Here is a 16373-nt window from a genome sequence, read left to right on the forward strand (position 1 = left end):
AAGTAAGAAGAAAGAGAGAATAAAAAAATAAGACCATCACATATAGGATGGTCAAGGGAAGGGGACAATTTATGTCAATTTAATTAGGGATGGAAAGCTGTTCAAAGACACTGGGGAATGTCTTATAAATTAGGGAGGAACAGCTCCGATACATACAATATAAAAGATAGATGTGACCTAGATGTGAACATAGAGTGAAAGAGAGAGGGAGTTTTAAGTAAGAAGAAAGAGAGAATAAAAAAATAAGACCATCACATATAGGATGGTCAAGGGAAGGGGACAATTTATGTCAATTTAATTAGGGATGGAAGCTATTCAAAGACACTGGGGAATGTCTTATAAATTAGGGAGGAACAGCTTCGGTACATATACTATAAAAGGTGGATGTGATCCTCGTGTGAACATGGAGTGAAAGAGAGAGGGAGTTTCAAATAAAAGATAGAAAGAATAAAAAAATAAGACCATCACATATAGGATGGCCTAGGGAAGGGGACAATTTATGTCAATTTAATTAGGGATGGAAAGCTGTTCAAGACACTGGGGAATGTCTTATAAATTAGGGAGGAACAGCTCCGATACATATACTATAAAAGGTAGGTGTGACCCTCGTGTGAACTTGGAGTGAAAGATATGGGAATTTGAAAAGGGATAAAATAGTTGTTGTAAGAGTTATAGTATAAGTGGAGATATAATAGAAAATATTCTTTTGTAAAACGATAGGAGTCTGAATATAAATAAAAGTTGAAATCTATGAAAAAAAGGATTATGCTCAACTATATTATGAGAATATAAGGTTTATCCCGCTACTTGTAGGCTCTTAAAGAGTCTTTATTTATGAGGGGATAAAAGCTTCACTTGATAAAGGGAGTTAGTGATATGGAAGTAGCAAAAAAACAAGGGTTGTATAATCGTTTTATACGATTGAATCCACCACAAATTTTAGCATTAGGCTTTTTTTGTTTAATTGTGGTCGGAGGATTGTTATTAAAGTTACCGTTTGCAACGAAAGTACATATTAGTTGGGTAGATGCTTTCTTTACAGCTACGTCGGCGGCGACTGTAACTGGTTTAGGTGTTGTAGATACTGCGAGTACGTTTACGATGTTTGGTGAAATTGTTATTATGTTTTTAATTCAAACGGGTGGTCTCGGTCTTATGACGATAGCCATTTTAATTGTTTGGGTATTAGGGAAAAAAATTGGTTTACGCCACCGATTATTAATTGGAGAAGCATTTAATCAAACAAATATTGGTGGTCTTGTGAAATTAGTAAAACGTGTTTTTATTTTTTCTATTTGTATTGAGCTAATTGGAGTTATCTTTTTATCGATTCGCTTTATTCCAGAGTTTGGTTTTGGAAAAGGTTTATACTATAGTATTTTTCACGTTATTGCGTCATATAATAATGCCGGCTTTGCGCTTTGGCCAGATAATTTAACAAGATATGTAGGAGATCCTATTATTAATATTGGGATTTGTTCTTTAATTATAATAGGAGGGTTAGGTTTTACGGTATTAATTGATATATGGTATAGCCGTAGTTTCCGAAAATTATCACTGCACTCCAAAATTATGATTGTTGGAACGATAGCACTTAATGTTATTGCGATGATTGTGATTTTTGTATTGGAATATAATAATGTGAAGACTTTGGGGCACTTATCTTTAAATGAAAAATTATGGGCTTCGTTCTTCCAAGGAATTACACCTCGTACAGCTGGTTTTAACACGGTAGATTATGGGGGGATGGAAGAGTCATCGATACTATTTACAATGGTATTAATGTTTATTGGTGCGGGAAGTGTATCGACAGGCGGTGGAATTAAGTTAACGACATTCGTTATTTTAATTACATCAGTTCTTTCTTTCTTTAGAAAGAAAGAGGATTTTGTTTTATTTCAGCGTACGATTAAAATGTCGACAGTAACGAGAGCGTTAGCAATTGTCGTTGCTAGTCAAATACTTATTTTTACAGCGGTATTTGTATTAATGCTTACAGAAGACTTTAGTTTTATTCAGTTATTATTTGAGACAATTTCAGCGTTTGGTACAGTAGGGTTAACAATGGGAATTACTGCGAAGCTATCGGCGTTTGGAAAATGTATTATTATGTTTGTTATGTTTTGTGGATTAATCGGACCGTTAACACTTGTGTTCTCTTTGGCACGACCAGCAAAACAAAAAATTAAATATCCATCAGAAGATGTATTTACAGGATAAGGTATCCCGCATAAAGCGAGATACCTTTTTCTTTTTAAAAAAGAGAGAACAATAAACCAATAAGCGCCACTCGGAATAAAATCGCAATGAGTGCAGCGATACCACCCACAATGGCAGCGGTACCGCCAGTTACAGTAGCCCCGCGATTATAAGCGTAAATACCAAGTAGAACAGACACAAGACCAAATAGTGTTGGGAATGTGAATAATGATAATATTGCTAAGGCAAGAGCAATGAAACCAGCAGTCGATCCAGCTGCAGACGATCTTACATCATCGTTATCTTTATCATCATAATCGATATGCTGTGGTGCAACTTCAGCTGCGTATTCTTCTTTATAATCACTATCTATTCGATCTCTTTTTTTATATTCATCAAATTTCTCAGTCAAAGTAAGGACTCCTTTCATAACAAGGTTCAATAGTAGTATGTTTCTCTTTACTGTTTTTATCCCGCTATTTGCGAGCAGTAAGACTCCTACCTCAAAATTTGGCTGGAGCCCTGCGGCTCGTAAACGCCCGATTGGTGTGGGCTAATAATCAGTGGGGGATGAACAAAACCTCCACTGATTAAAGTTTCACTTTATCCGAACTTGTACAGGGAGTAATATCCAATTGGAAAGTGGAAAATGTTTTTTCAAAATAGGAAAACTTAGTATGACTTCCTCTATTTTGGAAAGTATAAAAAAGAATAATGAGGAAAGGGTGTAGTACATAATGGAACATCCAATTGAAAATTTAATGAAAACAGCAATGACAAATTTAAAAGAGATGGTAGATGTAAATACGATTGTTGGAAGTCCGGTTTCAACAGCTGACGGAAATGTAGTATTAACAGTATCTCAAGTGGCTTTTGGTTTTGGAGCTGGTGGAAGTGACTTTAAAGGGGATTTTATTTCTGAAAAACATAACGGCGGACAAGGGCAGCATAAAGAGAACAAGCAAAGTCATCCATTCGGAGGCGGAAGCGGGGCTGGGGTTTCTATTAGCCCAGTTGCTTTTTTAGTAGTTGGTTCTAACGGTGTGCAAGTGTTGCATCTCAATAGTAGTACACATTTAATTGAAAAAGCGTTAAATACTGTGCCAAGCACTGTGGATAAATTTGTGAATGGTCGCCAAAAGTGAACTTGCATTTTTTAGGAATTATGATATATTAGAAAAAGTGCGCTTTATGACGATCGGAATAATTGAACTGTAAATATATATGATGTGTGGAATAAGGGAGAGGAATTTATGATTAATATCAAAAACTTAGTAGTTGGCTTGTGTATGTTAGTAAGCGGTTTTGTTGTATATGTAATAAAAGAAAAAGCTCCATTCTAAAACAGACAAACCGTTAATGTCTGTTTTTAATTTGTAAAAAATGTTGACAAGTTATTGTATTGGTGTTAAAATTTTAATTCGTGTCTCGGTTAAAGCTAGTGTAAAGTAAATAAATCTTATGAATATAATACGAAAAGTTTGCGAAAGATCGGGTAGTCTTACCAACAACTTTTGTGAACAAACCCTATAAATTGTATATGTAAGCTTTATATGTATACTAGTGAATCAAGGAGCGGTCAGTGGAACCGTAATGATGAGAGAGAGGTAGGGCTTTCATCCAGTATATGTTACTTTCCCGTTAGGTGAATATAAAAAAGAGGGCTCCTTTTGAAAAGGAGCCCTCTTTCTATAAATAAATTGAAACTATAATCAGTGGGACCATTCCATTCCCTTTACATGTTAGCTCACAAATAATGTGATAAAAATGATTAAGTGCGGTTTTCAACTTGCTGACAAATTTCATCTGTTGTTAAACCATGTGCTTTAATTACAGATCCTTTTATCGATGTATCTGCAATGCCCATCATATTAGAATCTTGCCCGGTTACAACGCAACAATCACACCCATGTGCATCATTTTCAGAGTTAAGTGAAACGACTTCATGTCCTTGTTGCTGAAGAGCTTGTTGAACATCTGTTAAAGAGTTCTCAACACCAATTCTAGCCATAATTTTCACCTCCTACCATCTAGTTGCTAGTATGCCCAAGTCCATAGCATATATTTATCCCGCATTAACGGGGCAGTAAAACTTCCACCTCAAAATTCGGCTGGAGCAAAGAAGTTAGGTGGGAGATCAACTGCCCGTAAATGCCCGATTGGTTCAACTAATAATCAGTGGGGGATGAACAAAACCCCCACTGATTATAGTTTCACTTTATGAAAAGATGGTAGGAAGAGAATATTTGTTTAGTCGTTATATACACCAGTAAGCATTTGACTAACGAATTGATCATTTAATGTATCTTGTGCTGAACTGTTATTAGACTGAATATCGATTGAAGCTGTGTAGTTGTTATGTTTCCTACTATTTGGTTCTACTTCAACGTAATTATCGAATTTACAAAATCCTTTCGTATCCATTAGATCAAATAGTTGTAACATTTCTACTACCTCTTGTCTCGTTCCTTTAATTTGTACACACGCCATTGTTATTTCCTCCTTCAATTTGACAAATTGTTTTTTAAAAATAGGATTATGATTACTAAATGAAAAATATGAATGTTATTTTTAGACAGCGTTATTTTTGTTATTTTCCCCCTTTTTCACCAAAAGTCGTTGTATATTCCCGGATTTATAAAATCGGACGTCCGTTTATTGAATACAATAGATTCGTATCAATTGGCGAAAACCCTTCTTTTAAACAAATATTTTTTTAGTAGAATTTGACGAAAAAATTTTTTTGACTTTTTGTAAACGTTAACAATGTTATTAAATCAATATAAACAAAGATGTACGTACGATTAAAAATTAAAAATTTTCTAAAAATTCACTTGATTTATTTGAAAAGGAGAGTAGACTAGGAAACAATAAAAAACTCATAGAACATAGGGGGCGCTTTCAAGTGAACGAGCAGTGGATTTTCTTAAATGGAGAATTTGTTCCAAAAGACGAAGCAAAGGTTTCAGTATATGATCATGGCTATTTATATGGCGATGGAGTGTTCGAAGGAATTAGGGTATATAGCGGTAATGTTTTCCGTTTGAGAGAGCATCTTGTCCGGTTATATGAATCAGCGAAATCCATCATGTTAGAGATTCCATATACGTTAGAAGAAGCAACGAAAATCGTTGTTGAAACGATTCGACAAAACAAACTATCTAATGGATATATCCGCCTCGTTGTATCAAGAGGACCTGGGAACTTGGGATTAGATCCCGATTCTTGTACGAAACCAAATGTAGTAGTAATTGCAGAGCAATTATCTTTATTTCCACAAGAATATTATGAAAAAGGGATTCCGATTATAACAGTTGCAACGCGTCGCAATCGCCCGGATGTTTTATCGCCTCAAGTAAAATCTTTAAATTACTTAAATAATATTTTAGTTCGCATTGAGGCGAAATTAGCTGGAGTACAAGAAGCACTTATGTTAAATGACCAAGGATATGTAGCTGAAGGCTCTGGAGATAATGTATTTATTGTGAAGGGAAATAAATTAATTACACCACCAAGTTCTGCTGGAGCGTTAGAAGGTATTACACGAAACGCGATTTTAGAAATCGGCGAAAAACTTGGATATGACGTAAGAGAAGAATTATTTACAAGGCATGATGTATATGTAGCTGATGAAGTGTTTTTAACAGGAACAGCTGCTGAAGTAATTGCTGTTACGACAGTAGATGGAAGAACGATTGGTTTAGGTAGAACAGGGCCACATACGAATCGTTTATTAGAAGAATTCCGTAAATTAGTTGTAGAAGATGGAGAGAAAATTTACGAAGAAAATAAAGTTGGATAATAGCTCTTATGACATGATAAAGCGTTGATAGGGAGGAGTAGTTGACTGTGAAGCCTCACAGAGAGTCGGTGGTTGCTGGAAACCGATGGTTCACGTCGACGAACATCACCCTTGAGTGCTAAGCTGAAACGTTTGTTTAGGCTTAGACGGTAGCTCCGTTATTAGCTAGACTCATATCCCGAGTCACTGAGGCAAGAGTAATCTTGCAAAGAAGGGTGGTACCGCGAAATCTTTCGTCCCTTCAGCACATAGCTGGAGTGTGGACGTAGGATTTTTTTATTTTATAAATGTTTTAAAAAAGGGGGCTTATAAGAAAAATGTCTTCAAAAACGGAAGAGAAACTGGCAACTGGTGCACAGCTATTGTTAGAAGCGCTAGAAAAGGAAGGAGTAGAGGTGATTTTTGGTTATCCAGGTGGTGCGGTTTTACCTCTATATGATGCGCTTTATGATTGTGAAATTCCGCATATTTTAACGAGGCATGAGCAAGGTGCAATTCATGCTGCTGAAGGATATGCAAGAATTACAGGAAATCCAGGAGTGGTAATTGCAACAAGTGGACCGGGTGCTACAAATGTTATTACTGGTCTAGCTGACGCGATGATTGATTCATTGCCACTTGTTGTATTTACAGGGCAAGTAGCAACAACGTTAATCGGAAGTGATGCTTTTCAAGAAGCAGATATTATGGGACTTACGATGCCGGTGACAAAACATAATTATCAAGTGCGAAAAGCATCGGATTTACCCCGAATTATTAAAGAAGCATTTCATATCGCTAGAACAGGAAGACCGGGCCCAGTCGTAATTGACCTTCCGAAAGATATGGTAGTAGAGCAAGGTGAGCGATGTAGCGACGTACAAATGGATTTACCAGGATACCAGCCTAATTATGAACCGAATCTACTACAAATAAACAAATTATTACAAGCGATTGAGGTCTCAAAAAAGCCATTAATTTTAGCTGGAGCAGGTGTATTGCATGCGAAAGCATCGAAAGAATTAACAAGTTTTGCTCGCAAATATCATATTCCAGTTGTTCATACATTACTTGGTCTTGGTGGGTTTCCACCAGATGATGAACTATTTCTAGGGATGGGAGGAATGCACGGTTCATACACCGCAAATATGGCGTTATATGAATGTGACTTACTTATTAATATAGGTGCAAGGTTTGATGATCGTCTTACTGGGAATTTAGCTTATTTTGCTAAAGAAGCGATTGTCGCACATATAGATATTGATCCAGCGGAAATTGGGAAAAATGTGCCGACTGAAATCCCTATTGTTGCGAGTGCAAAGCAAGCATTAGAGGCTCTACTTACTTTTAAAGAAGGGGAAGTACATCACAATGATTGGCTTTCGTTATTGAATAGTAGAAAAGAAAAATACCCTCTTTCTTACAAAGAACATGCAGAGCGTATTAAACCTCAATATGCAATTGATATGCTATACGAAATTACGAAAGGAGAAGCGATTGTAACAACAGATGTTGGGCAACATCAAATGTGGGCAGCTCAATATTATCCGCTGAAAAACCCAGATAGATGGGTAACCTCTGGGGGGTTGGGAACAATGGGATTCGGGTTTCCAGCAGCAATAGGTGCACAAATCGCAAAGCCTGAAGAACTAGTTATTGCAATTGTCGGTGATGCGGGATTTCAAATGACCTTGCAAGAACTAAGTGTATTAAAAGAGCATTCTTTACCAGTTAAAGTGTTTATTTTAAATAATGAAGCTTTAGGAATGGTAAGACAATGGCAAGAGGAATTTTATAATGGGCGATATTCGCACTCCTTACTTTCATGCCAACCAGATTTTGTTGCGCTTGCCAATGCTTATGGCATAAAAGGTGTTCGTATTGAAGACCCACTTCTTGCAAAGCAACAATTACAGTATGCAATTGAGTTAAGAGAGCCTGTTGTAATTGATTGCCGCGTACTTCAATCCGAAAAGGTAATGCCGATGGTTGCCCCAGGAAAAGGCGTTCATCAAATGGAGGGAGTGGAGAAAAGGTGAAGAGAATTGTAACAGCGACAGTTCGAAATCAAAGCGGTGTGTTAAATCGAATTACAGGTGTTATGACACGTAGACATTTTAATATTGAAAGTATTTCAGTAGGTCATACGGAATCATCGGATATTTCGAGAATGACGATTGTTGTACACGTTGAAAATGAACAGCAAGTTGAGCAGTTAATTAAACAACTTCATAAGCAAATCGATGTACTGAAAGTATCAGATATTACAGAAGAAGCGATGATCGCTAGAGAACTTGCACTTATTAAAGTAGCAACGTCTGTAGCAAGAGCAGAATTATATAGTTTAATTGAACCGTTCCGAGCCGCTGTAATAGATGTTGGGAAGGATTCCATAGTGGTGCAAGTAACAGGTACCCAGGAGAAAGTAGAAGCGTTAATTGAATTACTTCGTCCATATGGTTTGAAAGAAATTGCTAGAACAGGTGTAACGGCATTTACACGTAGTATGAAAAAACAAGATAAACAAGTTATGTTAATTCAATAATTATTTAAAAAATAGGGGGAAATGAAAATGGCGAAAGTTTATTATGAAAAAGACGTAACGGTAAATGTATTAAAGGAAAAGAAAGTAGCAATCATCGGATATGGATCGCAAGGCCATGCGCATGCACAAAACTTACGTGATAACGGATTTGATGTAGTAGTTGGACTGAGGAAAGGGAAGTCATGGGATAAGGCGAAAGAAGACGGTTTTTCTGTATACACAGTAGCCGAAGCAGCAGAAAAAGCAGATGTAGTAATGATTCTACTACCTGATGAATTACAGCCAGAAGTATATGAAGCTGAAATTGCACCAAACTTACAGGCAGGTAATTCTCTTGTGTTCGCACATGGCTTTAATGTTCACTTTGATCAAGTAAAACCGCCAGCTAATGTAGATGTATTTCTAGTAGCACCGAAAGGTCCAGGACATCTAGTACGTCGTACGTTTGCGGAAGGTGGAGCTGTTCCTGCATTATTTGCAGTATATCAAGATGCAACAGGAGTTGCGACTGAAAAGGCACTTTCATATGCAGATGGAATTGGGGCGACGAGAGCAGGTGTATTAGAAACAACGTTTAAAGAAGAAACAGAAACAGATTTATTTGGAGAGCAAGCTGTACTTTGCGGCGGAGTGACTGCACTAGTAAAAGCTGGGTTTGAAACGTTAGTTGATGCTGGTTATCAACCGGAAGTTGCATATTTTGAATGTTTACATGAACTAAAACTAATTGTTGACCTTATGTATGAAGGCGGACTTGAAAATATGAGATATTCAGTTTCAGATACAGCGCAGTGGGGCGACTTCGTATCAGGACCACGCGTTGTAACGGAAGATACGAAGAAAGCGATGGGTGCAGTGCTAGCAGAAATTCAAGATGGTACATTTGCAAGAGGCTGGATCGCAGAGCATAAAGCAGGAAAACCAAATTTCCATGCGACAAATGAAAAAGAAAATGAACATGAAATCGAAGTAGTTGGACGTAAATTACGTGAAATGATGCCGTTTGTACAGCCGCGAGTAAAGGCAGGGGTCAAATAATATGAAGCAAATTTTGTTCATGGATACGACGCTACGTGATGGCGAACAATCACCAGGAGTTAATTTAAATGAACAAGAGAAATTACAGATTGCGAGGCAACTAGAGAGACTTGGTATTAATGTAATGGAAGCTGGATTCGCAGCAGCTTCTGAAGGTGATTTTCAATCGGTAAAACGTATCGCAAATACCATTCAAAATGCTACGGTTATGAGTTTAGCTAGAGCGAAAGAAAGTGATATTCGAAGAGCCTATGAAGCTGTGAGAGGCGCTGTCTCTCCTCGTTTACACGTATTTTTAGCTACGAGTGACATTCATATGAAATATAAGCTTTGTATGTCAAAAGAAGATGTATTAGATAGCATACATCGCTCGGTTACGCTCGGGAAATCACTATTTCCAACAGTTCAATTTTCAGCAGAAGATGCAACAAGAACATCGAGAGCATTTTTAGCTGAAGCAGTAGAAGTCGCGATTCGCGCAGGAGCGAATGTAATCAATATTCCTGATACAGTTGGATATACGAATCCTGAAGAATACTATTCTCTTTTTAAATACTTACAAGAATCCGTTCCTTCTTATGAAAAAGCAATTTTCTCTTGTCATTGTCACGATGATCTTGGGATGGCAGTAGCGAATTCGTTAGCTGCGGTTGAAGGCGGAGCGTTACAAGTAGAAGGAACGATTAATGGAATTGGAGAAAGAGCGGGGAATGCGGCGCTAGAAGAAGTCGCGGTTGCTCTCCATATTAGAAAAGATTTCTATGAAGCAGAATCCTCTATGACATTAAAAGAAATTAAAGCGACGAGTACGTTAGTAAGTCGGTTAACGGGTATGGTTGTACCGAAAAATAAGGCGATTGTTGGAGCAAATGCTTTTGCTCACGAATCAGGTATTCATCAAGACGGTGTATTAAAAGAAGTAACGACGTATGAAATTATTGAACCATCACTGATTGGAGAGTCACAAAATTTATTTGTATTAGGAAAGCATTCCGGGCGCCATGCGTTTACTGAAAAAATGAAAGAACTTGGTTATGAGTTTACAAAAGAAGAACGAGATGTGGTGTTTGAAGCATTTAAAAACTTGGCTGACCGTAAAAAAGAAATTACAGAAGAAGATTTACGTGCGCTTATGCTTGGTGAAGCAGCATTTGCGGCCCAGCAATATAGCATTACTCAATTGCAAGTACATTTCGTATCAAATAGTACACAGTGTGCAACGGTTGTACTAAAAGATGAGGAAGGAAATATGTACGAAGATGCAGCAACTGGTTCTGGAAGTATTGAAGCGATCTATAATGCAATTCAAAGAATTTTAGGATTAGAATGTGACTTAGCGGATTATCGCATACAATCTATAACGCAAGGTCAAGATGCACTTGCACATGTTCATGTTGAATTAAAAGAAGGAACTCATCAAGTATCAGGTTTTGGTGTTGCGCAAGACGTATTAGAAGCATCGGCGAGAGCGTATGTTCATGCGGCCGGAAAATTAAAATCTTTTATTACTCTTGTGAAGTAACTGTTTGATAAGTGAGGGGATCGTCCCTTACTTATCAAAATATATTTCTGAAAATTCAGATAAAAAGGAGTGTTTTAATTGGAAAAACGTATCGTTTGTTTAGCGGGTGATGGTGTTGGTCCGGAAATTATGGAAAGCGCGAAGGAAGTATTGCATATGGTAGAGAGGCTATATGGACATCACTTTCATTTACAAGATGAGTACTTTGGCGGAGCGGCTATCGATTTAAATGGGCAACCATTACCACAGCGAACACTTGCCGCTTGTTTAGCAAGTGATGCGGTTTTACTTGGAGCGGTTGGTGGACCGCGGTGGGATGATGCGAAAGAAAGGCCAGAGAAAGGATTATTAGCTTTAAGAAAAGGACTTGGTGTATTTGCAAACGTTCGCCCTGTAACAGTAGAAAGCGCAACTGCACATTTATCGCCATTAAAAAACGCAGATGAAATTGACTTCGTTGTCGTTCGTGAACTAACAGGCGGTATTTATTTCTCTTATCCGAAAGAAAGAACGGAAGAATCGGCAACTGATACACTTACGTACCATCGTCATGAAATTGAACGTATCGTGTCGTATGCTTTTCAATTAGCGAGTAAGAGAGAGAAAAAAGTAACCTCTATTGATAAAGCGAATGTTTTAGAATCTAGTAAATTGTGGAGATCTGTTACAGAAGAAGTAGCTCTTCGTTATCCTAATGTTGAATTAGAGCACATTTTAGTAGATGCAGCTGCTATGGAGTTAATTCGAAACCCAAGGAGATTTGACGTTATCGTAACAGAAAATTTATTTGGTGATATTTTGAGCGACGAGGCTTCTGTATTAGCAGGGTCATTAGGAATGCTTCCATCAGCGAGCCATGCGGAAAACGGGCCGTCTTTATATGAGCCTATTCATGGATCAGCGCCAGATATTGCAGGTAAAAATAAAGCGAATCCAATTGCGATGATGCGTTCAGTAGCGATGATGCTTGGGCAATCATTTGGATTAACGAGAGAAGGGTATGCGATTGAAGAGGCAATTTCTGCAGTTCTTCAATCTGGGAAATGTACAGCTGATATTGGGGGGAATGAGACGACAACTTCATTTACGAGGGCAGTTATTCAAGAAATGGAAGAGCAGGCACTAGTAGGGAGAGGAAGATAATGGGGAAAAGGTTACTAGATAAGCTTTGGGAGAGACATGTAGTTGTAACGAATGAAAATGGATTGGATTTATTATATATCGATCTTCATCTCGTTCATGAAGTAACGTCACCGCAAGCCTTTGAAGGCTTGCGGCTTGCAAATCGAACTGTTCGGAGACCGGAATTAACGTTTGCAACGATGGATCATAATATTCCAACGAAAGATGTTTGGAATATTACCGATCGCATTGCGAAGCAGCAATTGGATACACTTCGTGACAATTGTAAACAATTTAAGGTGCGATTAGCCGATATTGGTGATGAAGAGCAAGGAATCGTTCACGTTATAGGACCAGAGCTTGGGCTCACACAACCGGGGAAAACGATTGTATGTGGTGATAGCCATACAGCAACCCACGGTGCTTTCGGTGCTTTAGCGTTTGGTATTGGTACGAGTGAAGTAGAACATGTATTAGCAACTCAAACGTTGTGGCAACGAAAACCGAAAGCGATGGGGATTGAATTAAAAGGAAAGTTACCGAAAGGCGTTTATGCAAAGGATATAATTTTGCATCTTCTCTCAAAGTACGGTGTAGCGGTTGGAACGGGTCATGTAATGGAATTCTACGGAGAGACGATTCGTGATATGGGTATGGAAGAGAGAATGACACTTTGCAATATGGCAATTGAAGGGGGAGCGAAAGCTGGCATCATTGCACCAGATGAGAAAACATTTTCTTATGTAAAAGGGCGTGAATATGCACCGAAAGACTATGAAACGTTTACGGGAAAATGGTCGGAGCTTTATACAGATTCAGATGCAATTTATGATTTACATATTTCGGTAGATGTTACGGATTTAGCACCGTATGTCACTTGGGGAACAAATCCTAGTATGGGTGTTCCTATTGATGAAAAATTACCAGAGAAGCATAACGAAAATGATGAAAGAGCATTTTCATATATGGGATTGAGCCCTGGGCAAAGTACGTTTGAAATTCCTGTTAAGCATGTCTTCATTGGTTCTTGTACAAATTCACGTTTATCTGACTTAGAAATTGCTGCATCTGTTGTAAAAGGGAAAAAGGTAAAAGAAGGTGTGCGAGCACTCGTTGTACCAGGATCAAAAAGTGTGAGAGAGCGGGCGATGCAAAAAGGCTTACATCGCATATTTGAAGAAGCGGGATTTGAATGGAGAGAGCCTGGATGTTCAATGTGTCTTGGGATGAATCCAGATCAAGTACCTGAAGGAGAACATTGTGCTTCTACTTCAAATCGTAATTTTGAAGGAAGGCAAGGGAAAGGAGCACGAACACATTTAGTAAGTCCAGCTATGGCTGCAGCAGCTGCGTTATATGGTCATTTTGTTGATATTAGAAAGGAGAGTTACGATGGAACCATTTCATATTCATAAAGGTACTGCCGCAGTACTTATGAATGATAACATTGATACAGATCAAATTATCCCGAAGCAATATTTGAAGAGAATTGAAAGGACGGGATTTGGAAAATATTTATTTGATGAGTGGCGTTACGATAATGAGCGCCATGAAAATCCTAATTTCCCCCTTAATGCACAAGAACGAAAAGGAGCAAGTATATTAATTACAGGTGATAATTTTGGATGTGGTTCTTCAAGAGAACATGCTCCGTGGGCGCTTGCGGATTATGGTTTCCGCGTTATTATCGCCGGAGGATTTGCAGATATTTTTTATATGAATTGTATGAAGAATGGTATGTTACCGATTGTAATGGATAAAGAGATGCGTGAACAACTTGCCAAAACGAATGCGAGAGATCAAATGGAAGTTGATTTAGAGAATGAAGTAATTATTACGAATACGCACAGGTTTCATTTTACAATCGAGAAAATGTGGAAAGAAAAATTATTAAATGGTCTAGATGAAATCAGCATTACGATGCAATACGAACGAGAAATTGGAGAGTATGAAAGAGAGATAGCCTTATATTAAGAAATAACGGAATATTAAAAATGTATTTACATTCAGAATTAACTGTTATATACTATGTGAAAATCAGAGGAGAAAGGGAGTAAGTATTATGAATATCGTGCAATCTATAAAAATGCTTACACAACTACATCATCATACATGAAACCCTTGAACCTAACGTGAAAACGTGTAGGCACAAGGGTTATTCCCGTTGTACCTACACTCTACTAAAGAGCCTTGTAGGTATTTTGTCTACAAGGCTCTTTTTATTTTCGGTTTGGGTGGATCGAATGGGCATAAATTAAAGAGGGAAAGGTGTGTGAAATGAGATGACAAAGTGGAAACGGGCAAATCCGAATGGAACGAGAGATTACTTATTCGAAGAATGTACGTTAATTGAAGAAGTGGAACAAAAATTAAGACGGACCTTTTTAGAGAGAGGTTATGAAGAAATAAGGACACCTACAATTGAATTTTATGATGTTTTTGCATTTCAAAACAGGCCGATAGATGAAGAAAAGATGTATAAATTTTTCGATGAAAAAGGACGGATTATCGTTTTACGCCCAGATATGACAATTCCTTTAGCAAGAGTAATTGGAACACAGAGAGGGGATATTCCTCTTAAAGTAACTTATAGCGGGAATGTATTTCGGGCGAATGAGTCCCTTACTGGGAAATATAATGAAATAGTGCAAAGTGGTATTGAAATTATCGGGATTGAAAATGTAAGGGCTGAAATTGAATGTGTGATAAGCGTAATTCAAGCACTTCAAAAATTAAAGGTGCAATCTTTCACAATTGAGATTGGGCAAGTGCAGTTATATAAATGTATCGTAAAAAAGCTCCCCATTAATGATGAAGAAGAGAAGTTACTTAGAACGTATATTGAAAGTAAAAATTATGCTGGACTCTCACACTTTATAGAAGAAAAGAAATTAAATCGGTGTGATGAAACAGTAAGGTTACTTGAGAAACTACCAAGGTTATTCGGGAGTTTAGATGTTGTTGAGGAAGCAGAAAAACTCGCCTCAAGTAATGAAATGAAAATGGCCATTGCGAGAGTGAAAGAAATATATGAAACAATTGAACAGTTAGGATATGGCTCTTACATATCAATTGATTTAGGTATGGTTCAACATTTGGATTATTATACGGGTGTTATTTTCAAAGGGTATATATATGAAATTGGAGAAGAGATTGTTAGTGGCGGAAGATATGATGAGTTAATTGGAAATTTTGGAGAGATGATGCCAGCGGTTGGGCTCGCGGTGCAAGTAAATCAAATAGTTAAGGCACTTCAAGAGCAGCAAGAACCATATAAACGAAAGAGAATAGATATTATGATTCATTATGAGTTAAATAGATTAGCAGAAGCGGAAAGGTTACGAAATTTACTGCAAAAGGACGGGAAGAATGCCCAGTTATCTTTATTCTCTAATTTAAACGATACTTTTCAATTTGCAAACAAGAATAAAATAATGACAGTCGTTGAGGCGAAGAGTGAGTCACTAGTGGAATATGTATGGAGAGAGAAATGGATCATCCAGAAAGAAGGGGAGGCTTCATGCGTAACATTCAAATTGCGTTGACGAAAGGAAGATTAGAAAAGCATGTTATTCCACTGTTTGAAAAAATTGGAATTGATTGTTCGGAGCTCAAAGATAAAGGAAGAAAACTTGTGTTTAAAAGTAAAAACACAAACATTTCATTTATTTTAGTGAAAGCGGTAGATGTTGCTACTTATGTAGAACATGGCGTAGCTGATATTGGAGTCGTTGGAAAAGATATATTAATGGAATTTGAGAAAGATATATATGAGATGGTCGATTTAGGAGTGGGCGTGTGTAAATTTTGTGTCGCTTCTATTCCTACGTATAATCCGAAGAGTTATCGAAAAAAACGAATTGCTACGAAATATCCGCACATTACTTCTACATATTTTCATGATAAAGGGGAGGATGTAGAAATTATTAAAATAGAAGGATCTGTAGAGATTGCTCCACTTCTAGGTTTGGCAGATGCAATTGTTGATATTGTTGAAACAGGAAAAACATTACAAGAAAACGGGTTAATTGTATTTGAGGAAATGTGCTCTATATCAGCTCGAATGATTGTGAATAAGGCTGCATTGAAAACTAAAAAAGACGAAATATTCTGCATTATAAATATGATGGAACAAGAAATTTTGTCAGGGAAATAGGGGGGACTTT

At 37.5% G+C, this 16373-nt stretch carries 16 protein-coding genes and 1 other annotated feature; of the genes, 13 read left to right on the forward strand and 3 right to left on the reverse strand.

Features of this window, described 5'->3' with window-relative positions:
- Nucleotides 1-876: 876 nt before the first annotated feature.
- A complete protein-coding gene (locus DET63_RS13620) occupies nucleotides 877-2220 on the forward strand; it encodes a TrkH family potassium uptake protein (RefSeq protein WP_002011730.1) in 1344 nt (447 codons plus the stop codon).
- A gap of 34 nt (nucleotides 2221-2254) precedes the next feature.
- Here the strand turns inward: DET63_RS13620 and DET63_RS13625 are convergent, their stop codons facing one another.
- The gene (locus DET63_RS13625; RefSeq protein WP_080515469.1) at nucleotides 2255-2629 is read right to left on the reverse strand and encodes an imidazole glycerol phosphate synthase; all 375 of its coding nucleotides are present in this window, start codon (nucleotides 2627-2629) and stop codon (nucleotides 2255-2257) included.
- A 307-nt stretch (nucleotides 2630-2936) separates the two neighbouring features.
- On the opposite strand from DET63_RS13625, the gene ytfJ reads away from it, so the two are divergent.
- Nucleotides 2937-3344: a GerW family sporulation protein gene (gene ytfJ / locus DET63_RS13630; protein ID WP_002030645.1), complete on the forward strand. Its 408-nt coding sequence runs from the start codon at nucleotides 2937-2939 to the stop codon at nucleotides 3342-3344.
- A 108-nt stretch (nucleotides 3345-3452) separates the two neighbouring features.
- The gene (locus DET63_RS13635) at nucleotides 3453-3542 is read left to right on the forward strand and encodes a hypothetical protein (protein ID WP_000608225.1); all 90 of its coding nucleotides are present in this window, start codon (nucleotides 3453-3455) and stop codon (nucleotides 3540-3542) included.
- Nucleotides 3543-3970: 428 nt separating this feature from the next.
- On the opposite strand, the gene DET63_RS13640 is transcribed toward DET63_RS13635, so the two are convergent.
- On the reverse strand, nucleotides 3971-4210 hold the full coding sequence (locus tag DET63_RS13640) for a YkuS family protein (RefSeq protein ID WP_002011725.1): 240 nt from the start codon (nucleotides 4208-4210) through the stop codon (nucleotides 3971-3973).
- 239 nt (nucleotides 4211-4449) lie between these two features.
- On the reverse strand, nucleotides 4450-4689 hold the full coding sequence (locus DET63_RS13645; RefSeq protein ID WP_002011724.1) for a DUF3911 family protein: 240 nt from the start codon (nucleotides 4687-4689) through the stop codon (nucleotides 4450-4452).
- Nucleotides 4690-5104: 415 nt separating this feature from the next.
- On the opposite strand from DET63_RS13645, the gene ilvE reads away from it, so the two are divergent.
- From ilvE to hisG, 10 genes are all read left to right on the forward strand, one after another.
- On the forward strand, nucleotides 5105-6001 hold the full coding sequence (ilvE, locus tag DET63_RS13650) for a branched-chain-amino-acid transaminase (RefSeq protein ID WP_002011723.1): 897 nt from the start codon (nucleotides 5105-5107) through the stop codon (nucleotides 5999-6001).
- A gap of 15 nt (nucleotides 6002-6016) precedes the next feature.
- Nucleotides 6017-6245: a binding site (T-box leader), on the forward strand.
- Between the two features lie 73 nt (nucleotides 6246-6318).
- On the forward strand, nucleotides 6319-8019 hold the full coding sequence (gene ilvB / locus DET63_RS13655; RefSeq protein ID WP_016093002.1) for an acetolactate synthase large subunit: 1701 nt from the start codon (nucleotides 6319-6321) through the stop codon (nucleotides 8017-8019).
- A complete protein-coding gene (gene ilvN, locus DET63_RS13660) occupies nucleotides 8016-8525 on the forward strand; it encodes an acetolactate synthase small subunit (protein ID WP_000822948.1) in 510 nt (169 codons plus the stop codon). Before ilvB ends, ilvN begins: the two co-directional genes overlap by 4 nt.
- A 27-nt stretch (nucleotides 8526-8552) precedes the next feature.
- A complete protein-coding gene (gene ilvC, locus DET63_RS13665) occupies nucleotides 8553-9563 on the forward strand; it encodes a ketol-acid reductoisomerase (RefSeq protein ID WP_113937004.1) in 1011 nt (336 codons plus the stop codon).
- A 1-nt stretch (nucleotide 9564) separates the two neighbouring features.
- On the forward strand, nucleotides 9565-11085 hold the full coding sequence (gene leuA, locus DET63_RS13670) for a 2-isopropylmalate synthase (protein WP_113937005.1): 1521 nt from the start codon (nucleotides 9565-9567) through the stop codon (nucleotides 11083-11085).
- Nucleotides 11086-11163: 78 nt separating this feature from the next.
- Nucleotides 11164-12228, forward strand: coding sequence for a 3-isopropylmalate dehydrogenase (gene leuB / locus DET63_RS13675; protein WP_113937006.1), 1065 nt, complete (start codon nucleotides 11164-11166; stop codon nucleotides 12226-12228).
- On the forward strand, nucleotides 12228-13622 hold the full coding sequence (gene leuC, locus DET63_RS13680) for a 3-isopropylmalate dehydratase large subunit (RefSeq protein ID WP_002011716.1): 1395 nt from the start codon (nucleotides 12228-12230) through the stop codon (nucleotides 13620-13622). Before leuB ends, leuC begins: the two co-directional genes overlap by 1 nt.
- The gene (gene leuD, locus DET63_RS13685; protein ID WP_113937007.1) at nucleotides 13600-14181 is read left to right on the forward strand and encodes a 3-isopropylmalate dehydratase small subunit; all 582 of its coding nucleotides are present in this window, start codon (nucleotides 13600-13602) and stop codon (nucleotides 14179-14181) included. The genes leuC and leuD overlap by 23 nt, the downstream gene beginning before the upstream one ends.
- A 308-nt stretch (nucleotides 14182-14489) precedes the next feature.
- A complete protein-coding gene (locus DET63_RS13690) occupies nucleotides 14490-15752 on the forward strand; it encodes an ATP phosphoribosyltransferase regulatory subunit (RefSeq protein ID WP_002064441.1) in 1263 nt (420 codons plus the stop codon).
- Complete coding sequence (gene hisG / locus DET63_RS13695) at nucleotides 15728-16363, forward strand: ATP phosphoribosyltransferase (protein WP_033708301.1); 636 nt, start codon at nucleotides 15728-15730, stop codon at nucleotides 16361-16363. Before DET63_RS13690 ends, hisG begins: the two co-directional genes overlap by 25 nt.
- The last annotated feature ends 10 nt before the right edge of the window (nucleotides 16364-16373 follow it).

The sequence above is a fragment of the Bacillus sp. DB-2 genome (assembly GCF_003315125.1).
In the GTDB taxonomy this organism is placed as follows: domain Bacteria; phylum Bacillota; class Bacilli; order Bacillales; family Bacillaceae_G; genus Bacillus_A; species Bacillus_A mycoides.